The organism is Mycolicibacter kumamotonensis, assembly GCF_002086285.1.
Taxonomy (GTDB): domain Bacteria; phylum Actinomycetota; class Actinomycetes; order Mycobacteriales; family Mycobacteriaceae; genus Mycobacterium; species Mycobacterium kumamotonense.
Map to the genome: position 1 here is coordinate 1 of NZ_MVHU01000009.1, position 24082 is coordinate 24082.

The following is a 24082-nucleotide window of genomic DNA, read 5'->3' on the forward strand; positions in this document are numbered from 1 at the left end:
ACCTCGGCGGCGTCCTGTTGGTCGCCGCCGTCATCCACACGCGAGTCGACGCCAGCAAATCAGGAGACACGCCCTAGCCGCCCCCACCCAGCGCGAACGTGCGTGTCTGTACGCCGACACGCCGTTGGCGCCGGCATTCTGCGCACCCTCGCGCCGTGGCGCGTGAACGTCAGCGCGGGGAGCAGCGGTTGCCGTAGTCGAACGCGTGCACCGTCACCGGAGCGCCCAGCGGCTCGCCGTCGGACAACAACGCCACCAGGTTTTCGTCTTCGGTGGTCGCGAGGAACCGGGTGCCGTCGGCGTCGAGCCGGCCGATGATGATCCCGGTGCGGGTCTTCCAGTCGTAGCGGACGCTGTAGGTCTCGATGGTGGCCGGGCCCTCGGCCTTCTCGGTGACCGGCACGGTGGTGGCGGCATCGATCTGCGGCTGCAGTTCGGCACTGCGATCCGGCATCCACGGCACGGGCGTGGTCGAATACACCCCGGCCGCGTACTTGCTCATCATTCCGCCGTTGGCCCCGACATAGGCGAATTGCCCGGGGACACTTCGCGCTGCGGCGACGGCCTCGGCGATCGCGTGCATCGAATAGTTGTTGCCGGCGCCACCGAAGAAGGGCAGCCCGCCGGTCAGGGTCAGGCCGCGTGGGTCGTCGGCGGACAGGCCGAAGGCGTCGCAGATGGCGAACACCGGCACTGGGAAGCAGCTGTAGAGGTCAATGGCAGCGACGTCGTCGAAGCCGATCCCGGCCATCTCGAGCGCCGCGTTGGTGGCCGCCACCGCAGCCGGGTAGCCGCCCAGGTCCTCGCGATCCAGCAGACGCTGGGAACGCAGTGCGGCGTGACCGTGCAGGTACACCCAGCGGTCTTCGGGCACCCGCAGGCGTCGGGCGGCCTCCACCGACATCACCAGCACCGCGGCGCCCTGGTTGACCTGATCACGCGCCACCAGTAGCCGCGGGTACGGGTCGCAGATCATCCGGTTCTCGGTGCTGATCGTGATCAGTTCTTCGACCGACCGCTCCACCGGCGAGGCCGAGAACGGGTTCTTGGCCGCGATTTTGGTCATGGGGGCGAACAGCTCGCCCATGGCCTGCAGGTAGTCGGCGGCGCTGAGGCCCAAGCGGGCCCGGCGGGCGTTCTCCAACAAGCCGTACTGCACCGCCGGGCTGGTCAGCCCGTGCAGCACGGTGTACTTCTCGACGAAATCCTCCAGGCCGTAGCCGCGGTCTTCGAACTGGCCCTCGACGGTCTCGTTGAAATCCGGCTTCTTGTCGGCTTTGGCAAAGTGACGCAACGTCGATGTCGCATCGGATCCGCACAGCAGCACCACATCTGCGGCGCCGGCCGCGATCTCACCGGCGAACTCGGTCAGCAGCGCCTGCGGCCCCTGACCGCCCACCTTGTCCAAGATCGCGCGCGCCGGGTCCGCCGCGATCCGCCGCGCCACCGACCGCGGGAAGTTGTTCGACTTCCCAAGCGGCGCAGGGGTATTCGGGATGGAAATCTCAAATTGGCGGGTGGCGACCACGGTGTCGATGGCCGACGCGACCTGGGCGGCGTCGCTTGCCCCACAGTCCGCCAGCGCCGCCTGAGCGGCGGCAGCGGCCAGCTCCACCGGCGACATCGCGCGGTAGTCGGCGTCGTCGATGCGCTCGGCAGCCTGCCCAACGCCGACCACGACGGGAGTGCGGGGATCGATACTCATGTGCTCACCCTTCTATGGCGAGCAGACGCAGAATCGCGCTGCAAGCACCGCTTGCGTGCGATTCTGCGTCTGCTCGCGCCAAGAAACCGCTACAGGCTCTGCAGGATCTGGCGGGCCAGCGCCGCCGTTGCCGACGGGGTCTTGCCGACCTTCACGCCGGCGGCCTCCAGGGCCTCCTGCTTGGCGGCCGCAGTCCCCGAGGAGCCGGACACGATCGCCCCGGCGTGCCCCATGGTCTTGCCCTCCGGGGCGGTGAACCCGGCGACGTAGCCGACCACCGGCTTGGTGACGTTGGCCTTGATGTAGTCGGCGGCGCGCTCCTCGGCGTCACCGCCGATCTCACCGATCATCACGATGACCTTGGTGGCGGGGTCCTTCTCGAACGCCTCGATGGCATCGATGTGGGTGGTGCCGATCACCGGGTCGCCGCCGATGCCGATCGCGGTGGAGAAGCCGAAGTCCCGCAGCTCGTACATCATCTGGTAGGTCAGCGTGCCGGACTTGGACACCAAACCGATCGGGCCGGAGCCGCTGATGTTGGCGGGGGTGATGCCGACCAGGCACTCGCCCGGGGTGATGATGCCGGGGCAGTTCGGCCCGATGATCCGGGTCTTCTCACCCTTGTCCACGTTGTAGGCCCACGCGTAGGCACTGTCCTGCACCGGGATGCCCTCGGTGATGACCACCAGCAGCGGGATCTCGGCGTCGATGGCCTCGATCATGGCGTCCTTGGAGAACTTCGGCGGCACGAACGCGATCGACACGTCGGCACCGGTCTTCTCCATGGCCTCGGCCACGCCACCGAACACCGGCAGCTTGATCATCCGGCCGCCCTTGTCCTCATGGGTGACGGTGGTGCCGGCCTTGCGGGCGTTGACGCCGCCGACGATCTGGGTGCCGGCCCGCAGCATCCGGGCGGTGTGGATGGTGGCTTCGCTGCCGGTGATGCCCTGGACGATGACCTTGCTGTCCTTGTTGACGAAGATCGACATGCTTATGCGTCCTTTCCGGCGTGCGCCAGCTCGGCAGCCTTGTCGGCGGCCTCGTCCATGGTGTCGACGAGGGTCACCAGCGGGTGGTTGGCCTGGGCCAGGATCGCCCGGCCCTCCTCGACGTTGTTGCCGTCGAGCCGGACCACCAGCGGCTTGGTCGCGGTGTCGCCGAGGATCTTCAGCGCCGCCACGATGCCGTTGGCCACCGCGTCGCACGCGGTGATGCCGCCGAACACGTTGACGAAGACACTCTTGACCTGCTTGTCACCCAGGATGACGTCCAGGCCCGCGGCCATCACCTCCGCGGAGGCGCCGCCGCCGATGTCGAGGAAGTTGGCCGGTTTCACACCGCCGTGCTTCTCACCGGCGTAGGCGGTGACATCCAGCGTGGACATGACCAGACCGGCGCCGTTGCCGATGATGCCGACCTCGCCGTCGAGCTTGACGTAGTTCAGGTCGTGCTGCTTGGCCTTGATCTCCAGGGGGTCGGTGGCGTCCAGGTCGGCGAACTCGGCGTGACCCGGCTGACGGAACTCCGCGTTGCCGTCGAGGGTGACCTTGCCGTCGAGAGCAAGAATCTGGCCTGGGTCGCCTTCACCGCGGGAGGGGGTGCGCACCAGCGGGTTGACCTCGACCAGGGTGGCGTCCTCGGCGACGAAGACCTCCCAGAGCTTCTGGATGGTCACGGCCGCGGCGTCGAGCACCTCGGCGGGCAGGTGGCCCTGCTCGGCAATCGAGCGGGCGAACGCCAGGTCGACGCCCTTCACCGCGTCGACGGGCACCTTGGCCAGCCGCTCCGGCTTGGTCGCGGCGACCTCTTCGATCTCCATACCGCCCTCGACCGAGCACATGGCCAGGTAGGTGCGGTTGGAGCGGTCGAGCAGGAATGAGATGTAGTACTCCTCGGCGATGTCGCTCGCCTCGGCGACCAGCAGCTTCTTGACGATGTGGCCCTTGATGTCCAGGCCGAGAATGTTCTGCGCGTGGGTGAACGCGTCCTCCGGGGTGGCGGCGTACTTGACGCCACCGGCCTTGCCGCGGCCACCCACTTTGACCTGGGCCTTGACCATGACCGGCCGACCGATCTCGGTGGCGATGGCCTTGGCGTCCTCGGCCGAGGTGGTTACTCGGCCCGGCGTGGTGGGCACATTGTGCTTGGCGAACAGCTCCTTCGCCTGATACTCGAATAGATCCATGGGCTCACTGTCTTATTGCGGGTCGCCGGTAGACCGGCACTGTCGGATTCAAGAGCTTTTAACTCCCGAGGCACTGTATCGACCCTGCGCCGAGGTTCCGTCCTCCCATACCATCGCTGTGGCACATCTCACCGCCCGGAAAACGTGATTAGGTTCACATTTGCGGCCGGATTTGACCGATGGCTTGCCTCGCGATCGGGAACTGGTTACCGTCACCGAGTCTAGGTCTTTATAACGTTCTGATCACGACCAGAGGATTTTCCAGGCTGATGCAGCACGGATCACCCATGCGCCCGGTAGCTCGCGGGGTCACCTCCCGCCACCGAAACGGCGCTGCGGCGGCTGCACATCAGCCTTCGGTTCCCGGCCCCGCCGAGGTGACCGACATCATCCCGTTCGACGAGTTCGGACGGCTCGACGACGCCCTGTTCGGCGACGACCCGTTCACCGGCGCCGCCTTCGACGGCTCGGCTGACGTGCTGTCGGCCCCGGAGCTGGACGACCTGACCGACACCGACAATATGCCGGTCCTGCGACTGGCCTTCCCGCGCGGTGGCTACCCGGACGAGTACGTCTACCCCCCGACCCGCGGAGCAGCCGGGGTACCGGTCCGGGCTCGCGGCGGGAAACACCGCAGCCAGCCCACCAGCGCGGTCAAGAGCCGCATGATGATCGCCGCGATGGCCGCCGGCGCCGCCGCTGCCGCCGCGCATGCCGCCACCCACCCGTCGGGCGACACCGTCGCCCGGCCGGCGGTGCTGGCCGCCAGCAAGACGACGCTGAACGACGGCACCACCACCTCCAGCCGCGGCATGCAGATGATCACGGTCAAGGCCGCGGCCAATGTCGTGGTGCACAACGAGGAACTCGCCAAAGGCGTGGCCTTCGCCCAGGAACGCGCCGAGCGCGAGGCCCGGCTGCAGCGTCCGCTGTTCGTCGCGCCCACCCAGGGCGCGTTCACCTCGAACTTCGGCTACCGCTGGGGTGTGCTGCACGCCGGTATCGACATCGCCAATGCCATCGGCACTCCGATCCTGGCGGCGTCCGACGGCGTGGTGATCGAGTCCGGCCCCAGCGCCGGCTACGGCATGCTGGTCAAACTGCGGCACTCCGACGGCACGGTCACGCTCTACGGGCACATCAACCGGTCGCTGGTCAGCGTCGGCGAGCGCGTGATGGCCGGCGACCAGATCGCCGAGATGGGCAACCGCGGCTATTCCACCGGCCCGCACCTGCACTTCGAGGTGCTGCAGAACGGCACCAGCAGGATCGACCCGACATCCTGGCTGGCCAAGCGCGGGATCAATTTCGCTTAACCTGGGTTGGTGACCGACCGCCACCATCCACCCACCGGTGCTGTTCCCCCCGGATCCGATCCGGCCAGTGCTCCCAGCCGCATCATCCGCCGGGCCCCGACCGGCGCCATCCCGGTCGTCACCGGCGCCGAGCGGATTCCCCCGGCGATGAGGCCGCAGGTGGCGCCTCCGCCGGCCCCGGCCCGCACCCCTTCGGCGGTGGTCCCGGTCAGCGCCTGCGTGCTCGCCATCATCGGCTGTTGGGCCACCTCCGTGGTGTCTACCGACCTGATCGCCAGCTGGTGGCACACCGACCGGCTGTTCTGCGTGGCGGTCGGATTCTTGAGCCTGGTGTTCGCGGGGACGACGGTGGCCGGGGTGATCATGCTGCTGCTGCGACGCCCGTTGGGCCGGTACCTGATCGCGGTCGGCGCGGTGATCGCCCTGCTGACCTTCGGCAGTCTTTTCCTGGCGGGCGCCCGGGTGCCGGGGATCGTGCACGTGATCCCGTTCATTCAGGCCGCCACCGTCGCGGCGGCGCTGCACCCGGCTACCAGACGCTGGCTGTCCGAGTCGTTTTAGAGCTTGGTCACCGGCGCGTGGTTGTGCATCAGCTTGACCCGCCCGGAACTGCCGAAGTCGATCAGCGACATCGCCGACTCCCCCACCCCGGAGACTTCCTCCACCCGGCCCAGGCCGTACTTGTCGTGCGAAACCCGGTCCCCGGGCGCCAACACCAGCAGTGGGCGGTTGCCGGACCGGCCCGGTGCCGGTCTGGGCGTGCCGAACCGGCCGGCACCGCTGACCGGGGCGCTCGGCGCCGCGGTGGCATCGGTGCGCCGCCAATCGACGAGCTGCTGCGGGATCTCCCGCAGGAAGCGTGATTCCGGGTTCAGCATCGGTTGCCCCCACGACGAGCGCACCTTGGCCCGGCTCAGGTAGAGGCGTTGCCGGGCCCGGGTGAGACCGACGTAGGCCAGCCGGCGTTCCTCGGACAGCTCGCGGGCATCGCCCAGCGACCGCATGTGCGGGAACATGCCGTCTTCCCAGCCGATGACGAACACCACCGGGAACTCCAGCCCCTTGGCGGTGTGCAGCGTCATCAGCGTCACCACCCCGGAGCCGTGTTCGGGGATCTCGTCGGTGTCGGCAATCAGCGAGACCCGCTCCAAAAACGCCGCCAGCACGCCGACGTCGGGGATGTCCTCTTCCTCGACGGGCCTGTCCTGTTCGGCGAGTGCATTGGCCCGATCGATGCTGAATTCGTGGGCGACGCTGACGAGTTCGTTGATGTTGTCCAGTCGGGCGAGATCCTGCGGGTCGGTGGAGGCCTCGAGCTCGGCGCGGTACCCGGTGCGGTCGAGCACCATCTCGACGAGCCCACCGAGGTCGTCGTCGGCGGTGTCGAGGTGCGCCCGCAGTTCGTCGAGCATCGCGACGAATCCGGAGATCGCGTTCTGTGAGCGGGTGTTGAGCATCGGCACCCGCCCCTCGGCGGCGGCGCGCAGCGCGGCGGCGAAACCGGTGCCGGTGTTCTCGGCGTGCACCGCCACGCACGCCTCGGCGCGGTCGCCGATGCCGCGGCGCGGGGTGTTGAGGATGCGCCGCAGGCTCACCGCATCACCGGGATTGTCCAGCACCCGCAGGTAGGCGATGATGTCGCGGATCTCTTTGCGCTCGTAAAAGCGCACGCCGCCAACCACTTTGTACGGAATGCCGGCGCGGATGAAAACCTCTTCCAGCGACCGTGACGCGTTGTTGGTCCGGTAGAAGATCGCGACATCGGAGTAGTTGATCGTGCCGGCATCGGTCAGCGAGTCGATCTCCTGCGCCACGAACCGCGCCTCGTCGTGTTCGTTGTCGGCCACATAGCCGACGATCAGCTCGCCGTCACCGGCGTCGGTCCACAGCCGCTTCTCGCGGCGCCCCGAGTTGCAGGCGATCACCGCGTTGGCCGCCGACAGGATGTTCTGGGTGGAGCGGTAGTTCTGCTCCAGCAACATCGTCTTCGCGTCCGGGTAGTCGCGTTCGAAGTCCTCGATGTTGCGGATGGTGGCGCCGCGGAACGCGTAGATCGACTGGTCGGCGTCCCCGACCACGCACAGCTCCGCCGGCGGGATGTCACTCGCCTGCTCACCCGCCAGTGAGTGGCCCGCCAGCTCGCGCACCAGCACGTACTGAGCATGGTTGGTGTCCTGGTACTCATCGACCAGGATGTGCCGGAATCGGCGCCGGTAGTGCTCGGCGATCTCCGGGAACGCCTGCAGGATGCCCACCGTCTCGCCGATCAGGTCGTCGAAGTCCAGCGCGTTGGCCGAACGCAGCCGGCGCTGGTATTCGGCGTAGACCGCGGCCACCACCCGGCTCAGGTCGTCGGAGCTCTCGGTGAGGTCGGCCAGCGCACGCTCGGGATCGATCAGTTCGTTCTTGAGGTTGGAGATGGCGCCCGCCAGCAGCCGCGGCGAGTGCCGCTTGACGTCGAGACCCATGTCGCGGCCGATCATCAACAGCAGGCGCCGCGAGTCGTCGGCGTCGTAGATGGAGAAGTTGGAGTTCAGCCCGGGGACCACCGAGGCCTGGTTGCGCAGGATCCGCACGCAGGTGGAGTGAAACGTCGACACCCACATCGCGCGGGCGCGCGGGCCGATCAGCGACACCACCCGCTCCCGCATCTCGTTGGCGGCCTTGTTGGTGAAGGTGATCGCCAGCACCTGCCCCACGCCGACACCGCGGGCAGCCAGCAGGTAGGCGATGCGCCGGGTGAGCACGGCGGTCTTGCCCGAGCCGGCCCCGGCGACGATCAGCAGCGGCGAGCCCTCGTGCAGTACGGCCTGGCGCTGCTGTGGGTTGAGACCGTCGAGCAGGTGATCGGTTTGCGGAGTCGCGTGCAGGGTCATATCGCTCCCCAACGTACCGCCGCCCGACGACAGTCTTTGCGCTGGCACGGCCCTAAGTGGCAGACTCGTTTCGTGCTCGACACGCAGCGTCGATTTATCTACGGGTACCGAACAGCGGTGCCCGTGGTTTAGACGCAACGCCTGCGCCCCGCGGTCCGCTTCGCCGACCCGGGGCTTGTCTGTTGTGTGAGGCCGGATCGCCGATGGGACCAGAAAACACCAACAGCGAGAATCTGGAGTCCGAACCCATGACTGCCCAACCCCAGCAACTGCCCGACATCGATGAACTGCGTCATGAGATCGACCGGCTCGACGCCGAGATCCTGGCCGCGGTCAAGCGCCGCACCGAGGTGTCGCAGGAGATCGGCAGGGCCCGGATGGCCTCGGGCGGCACCCGACTGGTGCACAGCCGCGAGATGAAGGTGCTCGAGCGGTACAGCGAGCTCGGCCAGGACGGCAAAGAACTGGCGATGCTGCTGCTGCGGCTGGGCCGCGGCCGGCTCGGTTACTGAGCGGCTTACGCCGGGTTCGTGATCGCCGCTACTGTCGGGGAATGAGCCTCGGTCAACAGATCCCCGACATCTCCGCCACCCCGGCCTGGGACGCGTTGCGCAAGCATCATCAGCGGATCGCCGGCACGCACCTGCGTCAGCTCTTCGCCGACGATCCCGGACGGGGCGAGAAGTTCACCCTGGCCGTCGGCGACCTCTATATCGACTACAGCAAGCATCGCCTCACCGGCGAGACGGTGGGGCTGCTGCTCGATCTGGCCCGGGCCGCCGGCCTGGAGGACCGGCGCAACGCCATGTTCGCCGGGGTGCACATCAACACCTCCGAGGACCGGGCGGTGCTGCACACCGCGCTACGGCTGCCGCGCAGCGCCGACCTGCACGTCGACGGTCAGGACGTCGTCGCCGACGTGCATGCGGTGCTCGACGCGATGGGTGATTTCACCGACCGGCTGCGCAGCGGCGAGTGGACCGGCGCCACCGGAAAGCGCATCGAGACCGTCGTCAACATCGGCATCGGCGGCTCGGACCTGGGTCCGGTGATGGTCTACCGGGCGTTGCGCCACTACGCCGACGCCGGTATCTCGGCACGGTTCGTCTCCAATGTCGATCCGGCCGACCTGACCGCGAAGCTGGCCGGTTTGGACCCCGCCACAACGCTTTTCATCGTGGCATCTAAGACGTTCTCGACGCTGGAGACGCTGACCAACGCCACCGCGGCCCGGCGCTGGCTGACCGGCGCCCTGGGCGATGCCGCGGTGTCGAAGCATTTTGTGGCGGTCTCCACCAATGCCGGGCTGGTCGAGCAGTTCGGTATCGACACCGCGAACATGTTCGGCTTCTGGGACTGGGTCGGCGGACGGTACTCGGTGGATTCGGCGATCGGGTTGTCATTGATGGCGGTGATCGGCCGGGAGCGCTTCGCGGAATTCCTCTCCGGCTTCCACATCGTCGACGAGCATTTCCGCACTGCCCCACTGGAATCCAACGCGCCTGCGCTGCTCGGCCTGATCGGGCTGTGGTACTCGAACTTCTTCGGCGCCCAGTCCCGCGCGGTGCTGCCCTACGCAGATGACCTGGACCGCTTCCCGGCGTATCTGCAGCAGCTCACCATGGAATCCAACGGCAAGTCGACCCGCGCCGACGGCACCCCGGTGGTCACCGACACCGGCGAGATCTTCTGGGGTGAGCCGGGAACCAACGGCCAGCATGCGTTCTACCAGCTGCTGCACCAGGGCACCCGGCTGGTGCCAGCGGACTTCATCGGTTTCTCCGAGCCCCTCGACGACCTGGCCACCGCCGACGGCGCCGGCAGTATGCACGACCTGCTGATGAGCAACTTCTTCGCCCAGACGCAGGTGCTGGCGTTCGGCAAGACCGCCGAGGAGATCGCCGCGGAAGGAACGCCCGCAGATGTCGTGCCGCACAAGGTGATGCCCGGCAACCGGCCGACCACCTCGATCCTGGCCACCCGGCTCACCCCCTCGGTGCTGGGCCAGCTGATCGCGCTCTACGAGCATCAGGTGTTCACCGAGGGCGTGGTGTGGGGCATCGACTCCTTCGACCAGTGGGGCGTTGAGCTGGGCAAGACCCAGGCAAAGGCGCTGCTGCCGGTGCTGACCGACGACGCCACCCCGCCGCCGCAGACCGACAGCTCCACCGACGCGCTGGTGCGTCGCTACCGGGTGGAACGCGGCCGGGCCGGCTGAGCCTTCAGGACTCAGGCGAACCGTTTGGTGAACCGCGGCGGCAGCCGGCGCATCACCCACACGATCGGCGCCCACGGCCAGGGCGGCACCACCGCGCGGCCGGTCTCGCGTTCGATCGCGCCTACCATCGCCTTGACCCCGGATTCGTTGTCCACCATCAACATCGTCGACTTCGACTCGGCGGTCATCTCCGCCTCGATATAGCCGGGCTCGAGCACCGTGATTTTGATCGGGCCGCTGGCGTACTCGGCACGCAGCGACTCACCCAGCGACGACACCCCGGCCTTGCTTGCGGCGTAGGCCGCCTTGACACCGGGCACCCCCTTGTTACCCAGCACCGAGGAGATCAGCACCAGGTGCCCGCCACCGGCGGACTTGAACATCTCCAACGCGGTCTCGATCTGCACCAACGCGGCGACCAGATTGGTTTCGAGGGTGGCCTTGTTGGCCCACAGCTTTCCGGCCCCCAGCGGGGCGCCCTTGCCGATCCCGGCGTTGACCACGACCCGGTCGATCCCGCCGAGCTCGCCGGCCAGCTGGGCGAAGACCTTGGGCACCTCGTCATGGTCATTGACGTCGAGAGCGGCCACCGCGACCCTGACGCCGGGATACTGCTGCATCAGTTCGTCTTTCAGTTCCTCGAGACGGTCGATTCGACGAGCGCACAGGGCCAGGTCGCGCCCGCGCGCGGCGAATGCGCGAGCCATTCCGGCGCCCAGGCCGGAGCTTGCCCCGGTGATCAGGATCTTCTGACGAGTCACCCGGGCAGCCTAGCCCGGATCGACGGCCCTCAAACAACTGCGGGGCCGGGCTACTTGAGCAGCCGCGACATCCTCCGATCGGCGAGCACTTTACCGCCGGTCTGACACGTCGGGCAATACTGAAAAGACCTGTCGGCGAACGACACCTCGCGCACCGTGTCGCCGCAAATCGGACAGGGCAGACCGGTGCGTGCGTGCACCCGCAGTCCGGAGCGCTTCTCCCCCTTGAGCGTGGCGGCCTGCTGTCCGACCGAGCGTGTCACCGCATCGGTGAGCACGGCGCGCATCGCCTCGTGCAGCGCGGCGAGCTGCTCACCGGAGAGCTTGGAGGCGGTGGCGAACGGCGAAATGCGTGCGGTGTGCAGAATCTCGTCGCTGTAAGCGTTACCGACACCGGCGATCACCTTCTGATCGGTGATGACGGTCTTGATGCGTCCGGTGTTGCCGGCCAGCAGCCCGGCCAGCTCCTCGGCCGTCACCTCCAGCGCGTCGGGACCCAGGCCGCCGATGCCCGGCACCTTCTCCGGGTCGTCGACCAGCCAGACCGCCAGGCGTTTCTGGGTGCCGGCTTCGGTGAGGTCGAATCCGGGCGCCTGCCCCGGGGTACCCAGATGCACCCGCAGCGCGATCGGTCCCTTGCCAGGCCGCAGCGGCGCCGGCGCCAGCTGGTCCGACCAGCGCAGCCAGCCCGCCCGGGACAGATGCGCGATCAGGAACAGCTCGCCGGCCTGCACGCCGAGGTACTTGCCCCAGCGATGCGCCCCGGTGACGGTCTGGCCGTGCAACGCCGCCAGTGGCGGGTCGAACGTCTTGAGAACCGAGAACGCCGCCACATCCACGCGGCCGACGGTGCAACCGGCGGCGTGCCGGCGCAGATGATCGGCGAGCGCCTCGACTTCGGGCAGTTCGGGCATGCCCTCGAGTCTGCCCGGTTACCGCGCGATGCGCCGGGCGTCGCGCAGCACCAGGGACAGTACCCAGCTCACCAGGGACAGCACGATCGCCGCCCAGATGGCATCCCACCAGAAGTCGGCGATGTACAGACCCCAGTGCTTGGCGGTTTTCGCGGTGATCCACGCGGTGATCCACAGCATCAACGCATTGATCACGATGTGGAACAGCCCCAGGGTGAGGATGTACAGCGGGATCGACAACAGCTGCACCACCGGCTTGATGAAGGCGTTGACCAACCCGAAGATCAACGCGATCACGAAGATGATGCCCACCCGCTCCAGGGTGGTATCACCGCCGATGATCTCGACCCCCGGAACGATCTGGGTGACCACCCACAGCGCGAGTCCGGTCAGTGCGGCACGGATCAGGAACGCTCCCATGGGCAGATCTTGCCACGTCGGAGCCGCCGCCAACGCGGTTCTGGTGCGGCGTCTAGCGCGGTTGACCGGCTGCGGCTCCGAGGCGGGCCCGCACCCCGGCGGTGATCCGGTCGACGTGCCAGCCAGCTTGCCGGCAGGCCGTTACGACGGCGTCAGCGGATTCAGCCGCTATCACCCCGAACAGCGTTTCGTCGGTGGGCGAAGTCACCGTGACCAGCAGCGTCGCCTGCACGGCTGCGGCGGCGCCGGCGAGCCGATCGATGGCGGCGTCGACGACCGAGTCGACCAGATCGGGCTGGTACCACTCCACCAGGAAGCATTGACGCGCCGACTCACTGTCGCTCACCCACCCGAGATTAGGGTGCGATCGGCGCTGGGGAATCAGGGATTTCCCTGGACATCCGCGGCATGCAGCGCGGCGAACAGTGCGGCGCGCGAGCGGATGCCCAGTTTGCGATAGACACTGCTCAGGGTCATTTCCACGGTCTTGGGGGCGATGAACAACTCCGCGGCGATCTGCTTGTTGGACAGTCCGGCGGCTGCGTGCTCGGCGACGCGGCGCTCGGCGGTGGTCAGGTCGGCACCGCCACCGGCCGCGGTCATCCGGTCCAACTCGGCACGGGTACGCCGCTCCCACAGCGGTGTGCCCAGCCGCTCGAAGGTCTCCAGGGCCGCGCGCAGGCTGGCCTGGGCGGCCTGCTTGCGGCGGCGGCGGCGTTGCACTTGGCCCAGCAACAGCTGGGTTCGGGCCTTCTCGAACGGCATCGGCAGCCGTTCATGATGCCGCAGCGCTTCCTGCGCGGCCTGCTCGGCGGCGTCGAGGTCGCCGCGCGCGGACAGCCAGTGGGCACGTCCGCGGGCGCCCACGGCCAGCATCCATGGCCGGTCGTGGCGGGCGCCGTTGCGTTCGAGCGCCGCGACCAGTGGTCCGGCTTCGTCGAGCCGGCCCAGCGCCGTGAGTGCCTCCACCGCGTCGGGGAGATGGCCCCCGACCACGATCTCGGTACCGTGCTCCGGGTCGAACGAGGCCAGCAGCGGCTCCAGCACCGTGATCGCCGCCGCGTAGTCGCCGAGCGACACCTCGAGGAACCCCACTACTCTGGCCACGGCATCGCACAGCAACGCGGCCCCGCTCGCGCGGCAGAACCGAAGGGCGACGTCGGTGATCTCGCGGACATCCTGCGTGCGGCCGGTATAGGCGGCAACCTCGGCCTGGCCGATCCACGCCTCGGTGAGCACGTGCCGTCCGCCCATCTGCTCGGCTCGCTGCACGGCGTCCTCGGCGGTGTCCGCCGCATCGGCGTAGTGGCCGGCCCACAGATCGATCATGGTGGCGTGGTGGGCACCCACAGGATGTCGATCTCGGTGCCACTGCGCAGACAACGCTGCCGGACCACGTCGAGTTGAGCGCGGGCCGCCTCCAACTCACCGGTCCAGGCCGAGATGACGGCCGCTACCGCGGTGGCCTGGAAGACCGCGACCGTCGCGCCGTCCGGCTCCTCCAGTTCCCGTGCCAGCTGTAACGCCCGAGAACCGACCCCGAGCCCGTACACGAAGCCGACGATCACCCCGACCGCCAACGCCTGGCTGCGCACGGCATCGATATCGAGCTGTTCGGCTTGTTCCACCGCCGCGCGTGCGTGGCGGACGGATTGCTCGAGTTGGCCGATCATGGCGGTGGTCGGTACCAGCAACAGCCGCGCCTGCAACTGCAGCACCGGGTTGTCGGTCGTGGCGATGGCCTGATCGAGCAGGTCCGCACCCGCCACCAGGCTCTCGTCGTAGCCGGTGATGGCGGCGAGCGCGATCAGCGCCATGCAGCGCAATCCGCCCGGGGGCAGGTCGTCGAGGGTCGATTGCAGGTGTGCGCGTGCCGGGCCGATCGCCCCGGAGCGGAAGTGCTGCTCGGCGGCCCGTAACCGCCGCACCGGGTTGTCCCCGCCGAGATTGATTGCGAGCTCGATCAATTCGGCGGCTACCGCCGGAGCTCCGCGAGCCCGCGTGGCTTCAGCGGCAGCGTCGAGGGCTTGCACGGTGTCCGGATCGCCGGTGGTGGCCGCCAGCGCCAGATGACGTGCGATCAGCTCCGGGTCGTCGACGATGTCGGCCAGCCGTCGATGCATGGCTCGGCGCGCCGCCGGACCGGCGGCGCTGTACACCCCGGTGGCGAACAGCGGATGACGAAACCGGATCCGGCTGCCGTCGATCTCGACCACCTCGGCGGCCTGCTCGGATTCGACCAGTTCGACGACCCGGTCCGGGCTGAGGCCGGTGGCGCGACTCACCCGTTCGACGGTGGGCAGCGCCGCGGAGGCCGCTGCCAGCATCACCGCGGCGACCTCGCCGTCGGGGCAGCCGATGTGGTGGCGCACCAGCGCGGCGAGGGCGTCGGGGAGCCCGAACGCGGCCCGGCCAGGATCCTCGGCGATGAACCGCGCCAGTTCGATGGCGAAAAATGGGTTCCCGCAGGAGATTTCATGGATCCGGGTGATCGACGGCCGCGGCAAGGTACGCCCCAGCCGTGCGGATATCAGGGTGTGCACGCCACCCAGCGTCAGCGGGGAGATTCGCAGGCGCTGCACCGACCCGGGACGCCCCGGGGTCAGCCAGCTCATGTCGCCGGCGCCCTGCACGCCGGTTCGAACGGTGATCAACAGACCGACCCGGCCGGTGAGCCGTCGTTCCGCGAACCCGATCACCACCTGGCTCGACATATCCAGCCACTGCGCGTCATCGATGCACAGCAACACCGGGGTAGCCGAACTCAGCCTGCGGATCACCTCCAGGAACGCGGTGGCCACCAGACGTTCATTGCCGGCGGTGCCGTCGCCCACGCCGAGCAGCACGCGATCCAGTGCCGCCCGCTGCTCCTCTGCCAATTCGGCCAGCACCCGGGCGTCGACGCGGGCGAGCAGGTCGGCCACCGCGGCGTAGGCATAGCGCACCTCGGTGGGAGCGCCCACGGCGGTGAGCACCAGGTATCCCCGCGCGGCCGCAACTTCGGCCGCCTCCCACAGCAGCGTCGACTTGCCGATCCCGGCTTCGCCTTCGAGCGCCAGGGTGCCCGGCTCGGTCAGGGCGCGGTCCAGGAAGGCACAGACTGCCGAGGCCTCGGCTTTCCGGTCCGCCAAACCCGTACGCACGGCCATTATTGCGGCAGGGCCTACCCGTATCGGTACAGATTTCCCTTTTGCCTCCGGCGTGGTGGACGGCGTGTCGGAATGCACGGACACGCCGTGACGACGCTCACGGCGTACCGCAGGTATCCGGTACCGTAGGTATTGACATCTCTGGCGGGGACCCCTACTTTTTGGGGACCGAAGCGAGAAGGGATTCCCGATGACCACTGCTGTGCGGCCGAATAGTCCGTCCCGGGAGGAATTCGCCGAACGCCTGCTGAAGGGCTCGGTGAAGAAGTCCTACGCGCCCGTCGTCGACATCGACTGGGATGCCCCGATCGACCCGGACAAGTTCTTCCTGCCGCCGCGGATGTGCACCCTGTACGGCACGCCGCTGTGGGAGGCGATGACCCGCGAACAGCAGATCGAGATCTCGCGCCAGGAGCTGGTCAACGTGCTCTCGGCGGGCATCTGGTTCGAGAACATCCTCAACCAGGCGCTGTTGCGCGACATGATGCACAAGAACCCCACCGCGCGCACCACCCACTACTCGCTGACCGAGCTGGGCGACGAAACCCGGCACATGCTGATGTTCGGCAAGACCATCGACCGGATCGGCGGCGTGCCGGTGCGCCCGAAGCGCTACCAGCGCATCATCATCAACTCGCTGCCGTTCCTATTCCGCGGCCCCATCCTGTGGGGCGCGGCCCTGGTCGGCGAAGAGATCTTCGACGCCCTGCAGCGCCAGATCCTCGACGATCCGGACCTGCAGCCGATCGTCCGGCGGGTCATGCGGATTCACGTCACCGAGGAAGCCCGCCACATCCAGTACGCGCGCGACGGCCTGCGGCGCACCGTCCCGGCGATGCCGCGCTATCGCCGTGCCCTGCTGGCGAACCTGCAGGGCGTGGGCGGACCGTTCTACCGCCACCTGTTCACCCTGCCGATCGTCTACAACCGGGTCGGGCTGAACGGTCGCGAAGCTCGCCGGGTGGCACGGGCCAACCCGCAGTTCCACGCCGCCTGCCGCTCGTCGTTCGCCCCGCTCGCCGCCTTCTTCACCGAAGTCGGCCTGATGGGCCGGCTGGCCCGGCGGATGTGGCGACGGGCCGGTTTCCTGTGAGCGGCAACGGCATTCTTGACGTGCTCGTGCTGGGCGACCCGGCGCGCCTGCACGGGTTGTTCGACGGCGCCCGCATCGTCGATCCCGCCGGGACAGACGTGACCACCCGATTCGACAGCGCCGACGAGACGTGGGCGGTGACCACCACCGACGGCGAGGTGCTGACCGCTCGCGTGATCATCGACGCCATCGCCTCACCTGACGATGTCGTCGCCGTCCACGGGAGACCCAACCGGTTCGCGATCCCGGGACCGCACACCCGCCGCCAGGCCCGGTACGTGGCCCGGCTCATCGAGGGCCTGCAACGCAGCGGAGCCAGCCGCATCGAATCCCGCTCGCCCCGGCTGCGGGTGCACCCCGTGCTGCCCACCCGCGGGCTGTCCCGGTTCTATCTCACCGGCTCGGTCGGGGTCGATGACGAAATCTATGACGGGCCGGCGGTGCTGGCCCACAACGGCCAGGACTACCCGACCCGGGTGCGACTGGCAGGTCATTTCGACCCGATCGACGGTCAATACCATTGGCAGGGGATGTTTTTCACCGACCTGCCGGGAGCGAACGCCACCGGTTCCCAGGTCGATATCCGGATCGGCGAGCACACCGCGCAGGGACGCGTGGCCGAGCGGACGCCGTGGGGAACGCTGACCGTGACCGGCGCCGCCGGCTATCCCCCCTTCCCGCTGGAGGACGTCGAAATCGCGATGGCGCCACGGATCTAGCCACGATCCCGCACGGTCGCCGCGGTGAGTCTGCTATGCAAAGAGCACACCACCGACAGACCGAGGAGACGATGTGCGGTTCACCTACGCCGAGGCGATGACCGACCCGAGCTACTACATTCCGCTCGCCAAAGCCGCCGAGGCTGCCGGCTACCACAGCATGTCGATCCCGGACAGCATCGCCTATCCGTTCGAGTCGGACTCGAAGTATCCCTACACCCCGGACGGCAACCGTGAATTCCTGGACGGCAAGGCATTCATCGAGACATTCGTGTTGATCGCGGCGCTGGGCGCGGTCACCAGCACGTTGCGGTTCACCCCGTTCGTGGTCAAGCTGCCGATCCGCCCGCCGGCCCTGGTGGCCAAGCAGGCCGGTTCGCTGGCCGCGATGATCGGCGACCGGCTGAGCCTGGGCGTGGGAACCAGCCCCTGGCCGGAAGACTATGAGCTGATGGGGGTGCCGTTCGCGCGGCGCGGCAAGCGGATGGACGAGTGCATCGAGATCATCCGGGGGCTGACCACCGGCGACTACTTCGAATTCCACGGCGAGTTCTACGACATCCCGAAAACCAAGATGACCCCGGCGCCGGCTCAGCCCATCCCGATCCTCATCGGCGGCCACGCCGACGCCGCGCTGCGTCGCGCCGCCCGCAACGACGGCTGGATGCACGGCGGCGGCGACCCGGCCGAGCTCGACGGGCTGATCGCCAGGCTCAAACAACTGCGCGAGGAAGAGGGCCGCGCCGACGACCCGTTCGAGATCCACGTGATCTCGGTCGACGGGTTCACCCTCGACGGCATCAAGCGCCTGGAGGACAAGGGCGTCACCGACGTCATCGTCGGCTTCCGGGTGCCCTATATCGTCGGGCAAGACACCGAGCCGCTGGCCGACAAGATCCGCAACCTCGAGCGCTTCGCCGAGCACGTGATCGCCAAGGCCGGGTGACACCGATCACACCGTGACGGTTGGCGTGTGCAGCCTCACAGTGTCGTTGGGATTGGTCTGGGCGGCGGCGACGTTACATGGACGTACGCGCCGGCCGCCGCCCCGCGGCCGCGGGTACTGCAGCTCTCGTTGCGTGACCTGCAGGAGGTATTGATGAAGACGCAGACTTGCCTGTCGGCCGAGCCGCGAGACGGCCATGGCGACTACCAACGTGCGGTACACCTGCTGCGCGCCGCCGCCACGTGCGACGCCGGGCAGAGCGATGCCCGCCGCCAGTGGATCCGCGCCGCCACGCAGTGCTGATCGCGCCGATCCGGCACCTTTTACCGCGAATCCGTCCGTACCGTAAGTAACTCGTTTACCCTTCTCAGACGCGCCTCAGAAATCGCGCGTCCTGGGAAGGGTTCGCCGTCATGGCTCGTCACCGCAGCAAGCTCGTGGGCAACACGGTCGTGGGGGCCCTCGCCTGCATGTCCCTGGTCGTGCCCTCCGCCCCCACGGCGCACGCCGACTTCGACGACGTGATGGACGAGCTGTTCACGCCGTTTCTGACCGCCGCGGGCGCCGTCGACGGCGAGGCGCTGTTCAGTCCGGTCGCGTGGGAGGCATTCCTGGCCCCCGAGCACTGGGATACCGCATTCGCCGCGCTGGCCGAGCCGGGTCCGGCCGTGGAGTTCGACTTCTACACCGCGCTGCACAACGCCACCCAACAGTGGATCGACAGCCCGCTGGGCGGGCAGGTCAACGGCGTCATCAACCTGCTCTTCGGGTCGACCGTCATCGGAAACGGCGCCGACGGCACCGAAGCCCATCCCGACGGCGGCCCCGGTGGCTGGCTGTTCGGCGACGGCGGAGCGGGCTGGGACAGCACCACCGATGGTGTCGCCGGGGGTCATGGCGGCGCCGCCGGACTCTTCGGCGACGGCGGCGATGGCGGCCACGGGGGCACCGGGGCCGCCGGGGGTGACGGCGGCGCGGGCGGCTGGCTGATGGGCAACGGCGGCAACGGCGGCGACGCCGGAAACGGTGACACCGTCAGCGGTCTGCCGGCACTCGGCGGCGCCGGCGGAAACCCTGGACTGTGGGCCGGGGCCCATGGCACGGCAGGACATTTCGGCACGCTCCCGGGCGGGATCACCGGAACGACGGCTCCCCCGGTCGAGGTGTCCAACGGCTGGCTCACCAACGGCGACGGCCAGGTGGTGATGCTGCGCGGTCTCAATCAGGTCTACAAGATCCCGCCCTACGAGCCGTCTGCCGACGGCTTCGGCGAGGACGACGCCGCGTTCCTGGCCGCCAACGGCTTCAACGCGGTGCGCCTGGGCATCATCTGGTCCGCGGTGGAACCGCAGCCCGGGGTCATCGACTACGACTATCTGGCGTCGATCCAGAACACCGTGCAGATCCTGGCCCAGCACAAGATCGTCGCGATCCTGGACATGCACCAGGACCTCTACAACGAGGAGTTCGGCGGCGAAGGCGCTCCCGGCTGGGCGACCGACGGCGGTGGCCTGCCCAACCCCGACATGGGCTTCCCGGGCAACTACTTCCTCAACCCGGCGCAGAACCACGCCTGGGATGCGTTCTGGGGCAATGCGAAAGCATCCGACGACGTTGGCCTGCTGAATTATTACGCGCAGACCTGGCAGGCCGTCGCCAACTACTTCAAGGGCGACCCCAACGTCGCCGGCTACGAGATCATGAACGAGCCGTGGGCGGGAACCAACTGGCTGGGCAGCCTGTTGGGCAACCCCTACTTCGAGAGCCAGCAACTGACCCCGTTCTACAACCAGATCGACGCGGCGATCAGGTCCGTCGACCCGAACAAGACGGTGTTCTTCGAGCCCACCACACTCTTCGGCAGCCTGCCGGTGCCAACGCACCTGGGCACGGTGGACGACGAGAACTCGGTGTTCTCCTTCCACAGCTACTGCATCACGACGTCACTGTTCCCCGACCTCAGCTTCGGCTGCGACCTGAACGCCGACGTCGTATTCGCCAACGCGGCCGATTACGCGCAGGCGCACAACATCCCGGCGTTGTTGACCGAGTTCGGCGCCACCAATACCATCCCGACCATCACCGCCAGCATGCAGGCCGCCAACAAGTATCTGTGGGGTTGGACCGAGTGGGCCTACACCGGCAACGACATCACCAGTGCGTCACCGAACGGCCAAGCCCTGGTGCTGGACCCCAGCCAGCCGCCCACCGGTGACAACGTCAACTTCGACAAGCTGGTCGCCCTGTCCGAGCCTTACCCGCAACTGATTTCGGGTACCCCGACGTCGCTGTCGTTCGACAACGGTGTCTTCTCGTTCAGCTACTCCACCGACCACGCCGATGGTTCCGGTGCCTTCGGCGCCGGTTCGCAGACCACCATCTCGGTGCCCACCGATCAGTATCCGAACGGCTACACCGTGCACGTGACCGGCGGGCATGTGACGTCCGGGCCCAACGCGCCGGTGCTGATCATCAGCTCCGACGCCGGTGCAGCCACGGTGAACGTGACGGTGACGGCGACGTCCTAGTCGTCCCTGGGTCTAGGCCGCGGCGCCAGGGGCACCGGCGGGTCGCTGGCGCGCACGGTCTGGCGTATCTCACCGAGGCCCTGCACCTGCAGGGTCACCACGTCGCCGTCACGCAGCCAGCCCGGAAACGATTGCGGCGCCTCGGGATCGAGGTGCTCGATCAGCGTGCAGGTGGGGACCGTGCCGGAGCCGAAGACGTCACCGGGTGTCAGCGGCACCCCGCGGGAGGCGTAGCTGATGATCTCGCCGAAGCTCCAGTCCATGGTGCCGGTCGAGCCGAGGCCGACGATCACGTCGTTGACGATCGCGGTGGCATGCAGGCTCAGCCTGCCGTCGCGGCGATAGGGCTCGAGTTCGTCGGGGGTGACCAGATACGGCCCCAGGGTGACGCCGCTGTCCTTGCCTTTGCCCTGCCCGATGGCCAGCCGGCCCTCGTGGGCCTGTAGGTCGCGCGCGGACCAGTCGTTGAAGATGGTGTAGCCGATGATGGCCTGCTCCGCTTCGGCCACCGACAGGTCCGCCCCCGGCGTTCCGATGACGGCGGCCACCTCGAGTTCGAAGTCCTGACAAGCGCTGCCCGGCGCTGCCGGAGCATCATCGTAGGGACCCAGAACCGTTGCCGGGCAGGCGAAGTAGAACGCCGGTATCTGATACCACACATCGTCGAGCACGCGGCTGCGACCGGTCGCGGCCAGGCAGTTGCGCATGTGGTCCAAGAAGCACAGGCTGTCGCGGATCGACGGAGGACGCGGAATCGGCGCCATCAGCGCCACCTGGTCGAGGCGTGCCGTCGCCGACGGCGCGGCGAGCGCCCGTTCCCCGGCGTCGCGCAGCCCGTCCGGGCCGAGCCCGATCAGCTCCAGCAGCGTCACTCCCGGGGCAGCGGCGTGGATCACCTCACCCTGCAGCACCCCGGTCCGTTCACCGTCCTCGCTTCGATAGGTCACCCACCGCACCGATCAATCCTCACTCACCACGTCGTCGGGCGTCTTATCGGGCCGCAGTCCGCGCCAGCTCGGTTGGCGCAGCCGGCCGTCGGCGGTGCGCTCGCTGTAGCGCACCTCCCCCACCAGGTCCGGTTGAACGAACGTGACGCCCTTGGCATCAGCGCGAGGCAGCGGCGCGTCGAACGGGGATTCATCGATGGGCGTCAGCTTCTTCTTCAGAGCAGCGAGCGCGCGGTCGGTGAAGCCGGTGCCGATCCGACCCACAAACCGCAGACCATCGGCATCGGGGACGCCCATCAGCAGCGACCCGATCCCCCCGCCCCGGGCTCCCTCGCCGGCCCGCCAGCCGCCGATCACGACCTCCTGGGTCCGCCAGTGCTTCTCCTTGACCCAGGCCGTCGACCGGCGCCCCGGCTGGTAGGGGGAGTTCCATTTCTTGGCCACCACTCCCTCCCAGCCCAGCCGGCGGGACTGTTCGAGCGCCTCGGAGCCGTCGGCGGCCAACAGATCCTTAACCACCAAACCGGTTCCCTGCGCGAGTGTTTCCAGCAGGCGGCGACGGTCCCGGTAGGCCGCGCGCAGCAGCGGACGGCCATCGAGGTAGAGCAGGTCGAAGGCCCAGAACTCGACCCGAGCCGAGCGGGCGCTGTTCTGCATCGCGGCGAAGCTGGGGACCCCGGCGCTGTCGAGCGCGACGACCTCCCCGTCCAACACGACATGGTGGTCGGCAAGGCCGGTGGCCAGCGTGCGCAGCTGCGGGTACTCGCCGGTGACGTCACGCCCGCTGCGGGAGCGCAACCGTACTCGCCCGTGTTCGGCGTCGACCAGCAGCCGGTGGCCGTCCCATTTGCCTTCGAAGGCCCAGGTGTCCGGGTCGAGTCGACTCACCGAGCCGTGGGTGGCCAGCATCGGTTTCAGATCGGTGAACGCGAACGCCTGCTGGTCTTTCATCCGGTGCGCCAGCCATTGGTCGCCACCGGTCCGGATGAGCGCGTATCTGCCCGAGATCCGGTTACCGTTGAGGACGACGATCACCTCGCCCTTCTCGGCGGAGTCCTCGAACTTCTCGGTCACGTAGGTGCCCGAATCCCAGATGCGCACGGTTCCGGCGCCGTATTCGCCCTTGGGGATGGTGCCCTCGAAACTCCCGTACTCCAGCGGGTGGTCCTCGGTGCGCACCGCGAGGTGATTCACCGAGGGGGTGTCGGGCAGGTTCTTGGGCACCGCCCAGCTCACCAGCACACCGTCGCGCTCCAGCCGGAAGTCGTAGTGCAGCCGGCGGGCGTGATGCTCCTGGATGACGAAACTTTTGCCGCCGCCAGGTGCCGGGGCCCCAGCCGGGACCGGTTCGGGGGTCTTGGCCGCGTCACGTTTGGCTCGGTAGTGGCTGAGCCGGTCCGGTTTGCTCAGCGCAGGGTCCAGCCCGGCCAACAGATCGCCGTCGCGGGCGACGCGGGCCAGCACCTCGTCGTAGCGCAGCTGGCGCAGCTTCGGATCGTCCAGCTCCGCCCAGGTGCGCGGCGCCGCCACCGTCGGGTGTTCGCGGCCCCGCAGTGAATACGGCGCGATGGTGGTCTTGGCCGCGTTGTTCTGGCTCCAGTCCAAGAACACCTTGCCGGACCGCAGCTTCTTGGCCATGGCGGCGGTCACCAGCTTCGGCATGGTGCTTTCGAGTTGTTGCGCAACACGTTTGGCCACCGCGACGGCACCGGCGCTGGCCACCGGACGATCCAGCGGGGCGTAGAGGTGCAGGCCCTTGCCGCCGCTGGTGAGCGGGAACACCTCCAGGTCCAGTTGGGCCATCAGATCCCGGATCGCGCGTGCCACGTCGGCGAGTTGGCTCATCGTCACGCCCTCACCGGGGTCCAGGTCGAACACCAGCCGGGTGGATCGGCCGGGTTTGAGCACCTCGCCGCCGCGGGTCCATTCCGCCTCGAAGCGCCACTGCGGCACGTGCACTTCCAGCGCCGCCTGCTGGGCGATCCAGGCCAGACTGTCGGGGTCGTCGATGATCGGATAGGTGGTGGTGCCGGAGCGGTGCTGCACCGCGGCGCGGTGCAGCCAGGACGGTGCCGAGGACGCGAGTTGCTTTTCGAAGAAGGAGTCTTGCTCGACACCGTTGGGCCAGCGTTTGCGGGTGGCCGGGCGCCCGGCGATGTGCGGCAGCATCACCTCGGCGATGCGGGTGTAGTAGTCGAAGACCTCGCCTTTTGTGACGGCCTTGGAGGTGGCCGTTGCGGGGTAGAGCACCTTGTCGGCGTTGGTCAGTTTCACCCGCGTCGTGAACGGCTCGGCGGCCATG

The 24082-nt window shown here is 68.3% G+C and carries 20 protein-coding genes and 1 pseudogene; 9 read left to right on the forward strand and 12 right to left on the reverse strand.

What is annotated here, in order from left to right:
• Positions 1-169: 169 nt before the first annotated feature.
• The 3 genes from BST28_RS08120 to sucC form a co-directional block, all read right to left on the reverse strand.
• The gene (locus BST28_RS08120; RefSeq protein WP_065286903.1) at positions 170-1705 is read right to left on the reverse strand and encodes an acetyl-CoA acetyltransferase; all 1536 of its coding nucleotides are present in this window, start codon (positions 1703-1705) and stop codon (positions 170-172) included.
• A gap of 89 nt (positions 1706-1794) precedes the next feature.
• The gene (gene sucD, locus BST28_RS08125) at positions 1795-2697 is read right to left on the reverse strand and encodes a succinate--CoA ligase subunit alpha (RefSeq protein WP_019736319.1); all 903 of its coding nucleotides are present in this window, start codon (positions 2695-2697) and stop codon (positions 1795-1797) included.
• Positions 2698-2699: 2 nt separating this feature from the next.
• The gene (sucC, locus tag BST28_RS08130; protein WP_019736318.1) at positions 2700-3893 is read right to left on the reverse strand and encodes an ADP-forming succinate--CoA ligase subunit beta; all 1194 of its coding nucleotides are present in this window, start codon (positions 3891-3893) and stop codon (positions 2700-2702) included.
• Positions 3894-4180: 287 nt separating this feature from the next.
• Here sucC and BST28_RS08135 point away from each other — a divergent pair, with 287 nt between their 5' ends.
• Positions 4181-5209 (forward strand): M23 family metallopeptidase, encoded by a 1029-nt coding sequence (locus BST28_RS08135; RefSeq protein ID WP_065286992.1) that lies wholly within the window; start codon positions 4181-4183, stop codon positions 5207-5209.
• Positions 5210-5218: 9 nt separating this feature from the next.
• The gene (locus tag BST28_RS08140; RefSeq protein WP_029249280.1) at positions 5219-5770 is read left to right on the forward strand and encodes a hypothetical protein; all 552 of its coding nucleotides are present in this window, start codon (positions 5219-5221) and stop codon (positions 5768-5770) included.
• Here the strand turns inward: BST28_RS08140 and pcrA are convergent.
• A complete protein-coding gene (pcrA, locus tag BST28_RS08145; protein WP_019737507.1) occupies positions 5767-8085 on the reverse strand; it encodes a DNA helicase PcrA in 2319 nt (772 codons plus the stop codon). The two genes, BST28_RS08140 and pcrA, sit on opposite strands and share 4 nt — an antisense overlap.
• A gap of 203 nt (positions 8086-8288) precedes the next feature.
• Between pcrA and BST28_RS08150 the strand changes: the two genes are divergently transcribed.
• Both BST28_RS08150 and pgi read left to right on the forward strand, forming a co-directional pair.
• Positions 8289-8597: a chorismate mutase gene (locus tag BST28_RS08150; protein WP_019737506.1), complete on the forward strand. Its 309-nt coding sequence runs from the start codon at positions 8289-8291 to the stop codon at positions 8595-8597.
• Between the two features lie 41 nt (positions 8598-8638).
• Complete coding sequence (gene pgi / locus BST28_RS08155; protein WP_065286902.1) at positions 8639-10303, forward strand: glucose-6-phosphate isomerase; 1665 nt, start codon at positions 8639-8641, stop codon at positions 10301-10303.
• A gap of 11 nt (positions 10304-10314) precedes the next feature.
• Here pgi and BST28_RS08160 read toward each other — a convergent pair whose 3' ends face one another.
• From BST28_RS08160 to BST28_RS08185, 6 genes are read right to left on the reverse strand one after another with little or no spacing between them, the layout of a single operon-like run.
• Positions 10315-11064, reverse strand: a complete 750-nt coding sequence (locus tag BST28_RS08160; protein ID WP_083080627.1) for an SDR family oxidoreductase — start codon at positions 11062-11064, stop codon at positions 10315-10317.
• 50 nt (positions 11065-11114) lie between these two features.
• On the reverse strand, positions 11115-11978 hold the full coding sequence (locus BST28_RS08165; RefSeq protein ID WP_083080628.1) for an Fpg/Nei family DNA glycosylase: 864 nt from the start codon (positions 11976-11978) through the stop codon (positions 11115-11117).
• A gap of 18 nt (positions 11979-11996) precedes the next feature.
• The gene (locus BST28_RS08170; RefSeq protein WP_019737502.1) at positions 11997-12398 is read right to left on the reverse strand and encodes a phage holin family protein; all 402 of its coding nucleotides are present in this window, start codon (positions 12396-12398) and stop codon (positions 11997-11999) included.
• A 52-nt stretch (positions 12399-12450) separates the two neighbouring features.
• The gene (locus tag BST28_RS08175) at positions 12451-12744 is read right to left on the reverse strand and encodes a hypothetical protein (protein ID WP_019737501.1); all 294 of its coding nucleotides are present in this window, start codon (positions 12742-12744) and stop codon (positions 12451-12453) included.
• 35 nt (positions 12745-12779) lie between these two features.
• Complete coding sequence (locus tag BST28_RS08180; RefSeq protein ID WP_133054288.1) at positions 12780-13727, reverse strand: helix-turn-helix transcriptional regulator; 948 nt, start codon at positions 13725-13727, stop codon at positions 12780-12782.
• The gene (locus tag BST28_RS08185) at positions 13724-15547 is read right to left on the reverse strand and encodes an AAA family ATPase (RefSeq protein WP_083080629.1); all 1824 of its coding nucleotides are present in this window, start codon (positions 15545-15547) and stop codon (positions 13724-13726) included. The genes BST28_RS08180 and BST28_RS08185 overlap by 4 nt, the downstream gene beginning before the upstream one ends.
• 190 nt (positions 15548-15737) lie before the next feature.
• Here BST28_RS08185 and BST28_RS08190 point away from each other — a divergent pair, with 190 nt between their 5' ends.
• The 5 genes from BST28_RS08190 to BST28_RS08210 all read left to right on the forward strand — a co-directional run bounded on the left by BST28_RS08190 (position 15738) and on the right by BST28_RS08210 (position 20833).
• Positions 15738-16640 (forward strand): AurF N-oxygenase family protein, encoded by a 903-nt coding sequence (locus BST28_RS08190; protein WP_019738955.1) that lies wholly within the window; start codon positions 15738-15740, stop codon positions 16638-16640.
• Positions 16637-17359, forward strand: coding sequence for a DUF4873 domain-containing protein (locus BST28_RS08195; RefSeq protein ID WP_065286991.1), 723 nt, complete (start codon positions 16637-16639; stop codon positions 17357-17359). Before BST28_RS08190 ends, BST28_RS08195 begins: the two co-directional genes overlap by 4 nt.
• A gap of 73 nt (positions 17360-17432) precedes the next feature.
• A complete protein-coding gene (locus BST28_RS08200; RefSeq protein ID WP_019738956.1) occupies positions 17433-18305 on the forward strand; it encodes a TIGR03619 family F420-dependent LLM class oxidoreductase in 873 nt (290 codons plus the stop codon).
• A 153-nt stretch (positions 18306-18458) separates the two neighbouring features.
• Complete coding sequence (locus tag BST28_RS24020) at positions 18459-18608, forward strand: hypothetical protein (protein ID WP_162112322.1); 150 nt, start codon at positions 18459-18461, stop codon at positions 18606-18608.
• Between the two features lie 110 nt (positions 18609-18718).
• Entirely contained in the window at positions 18719-20833 is a 2115-nt protein-coding gene (locus BST28_RS08210; protein WP_234808228.1) for a cellulase family glycosylhydrolase, read from the forward strand.
• An 8-nt stretch (positions 20834-20841) separates the two neighbouring features.
• On the opposite strand, the pseudogene BST28_RS08215 reads toward BST28_RS08210, so the two are convergent.
• Together BST28_RS08215 and BST28_RS08220 are read right to left on the reverse strand one after the other, a co-directional pair.
• A pseudogene (locus BST28_RS08215) lies at positions 20842-21789 on the reverse strand (fumarylacetoacetate hydrolase family protein); the annotation flags it as partial.
• 3 nt (positions 21790-21792) lie between these two features.
• The gene (locus BST28_RS08220) at positions 21793-24081 is read right to left on the reverse strand and encodes an ATP-dependent DNA ligase (RefSeq protein ID WP_083080630.1); all 2289 of its coding nucleotides are present in this window, start codon (positions 24079-24081) and stop codon (positions 21793-21795) included.
• Position 24082 lies beyond the last annotated feature (1 nt).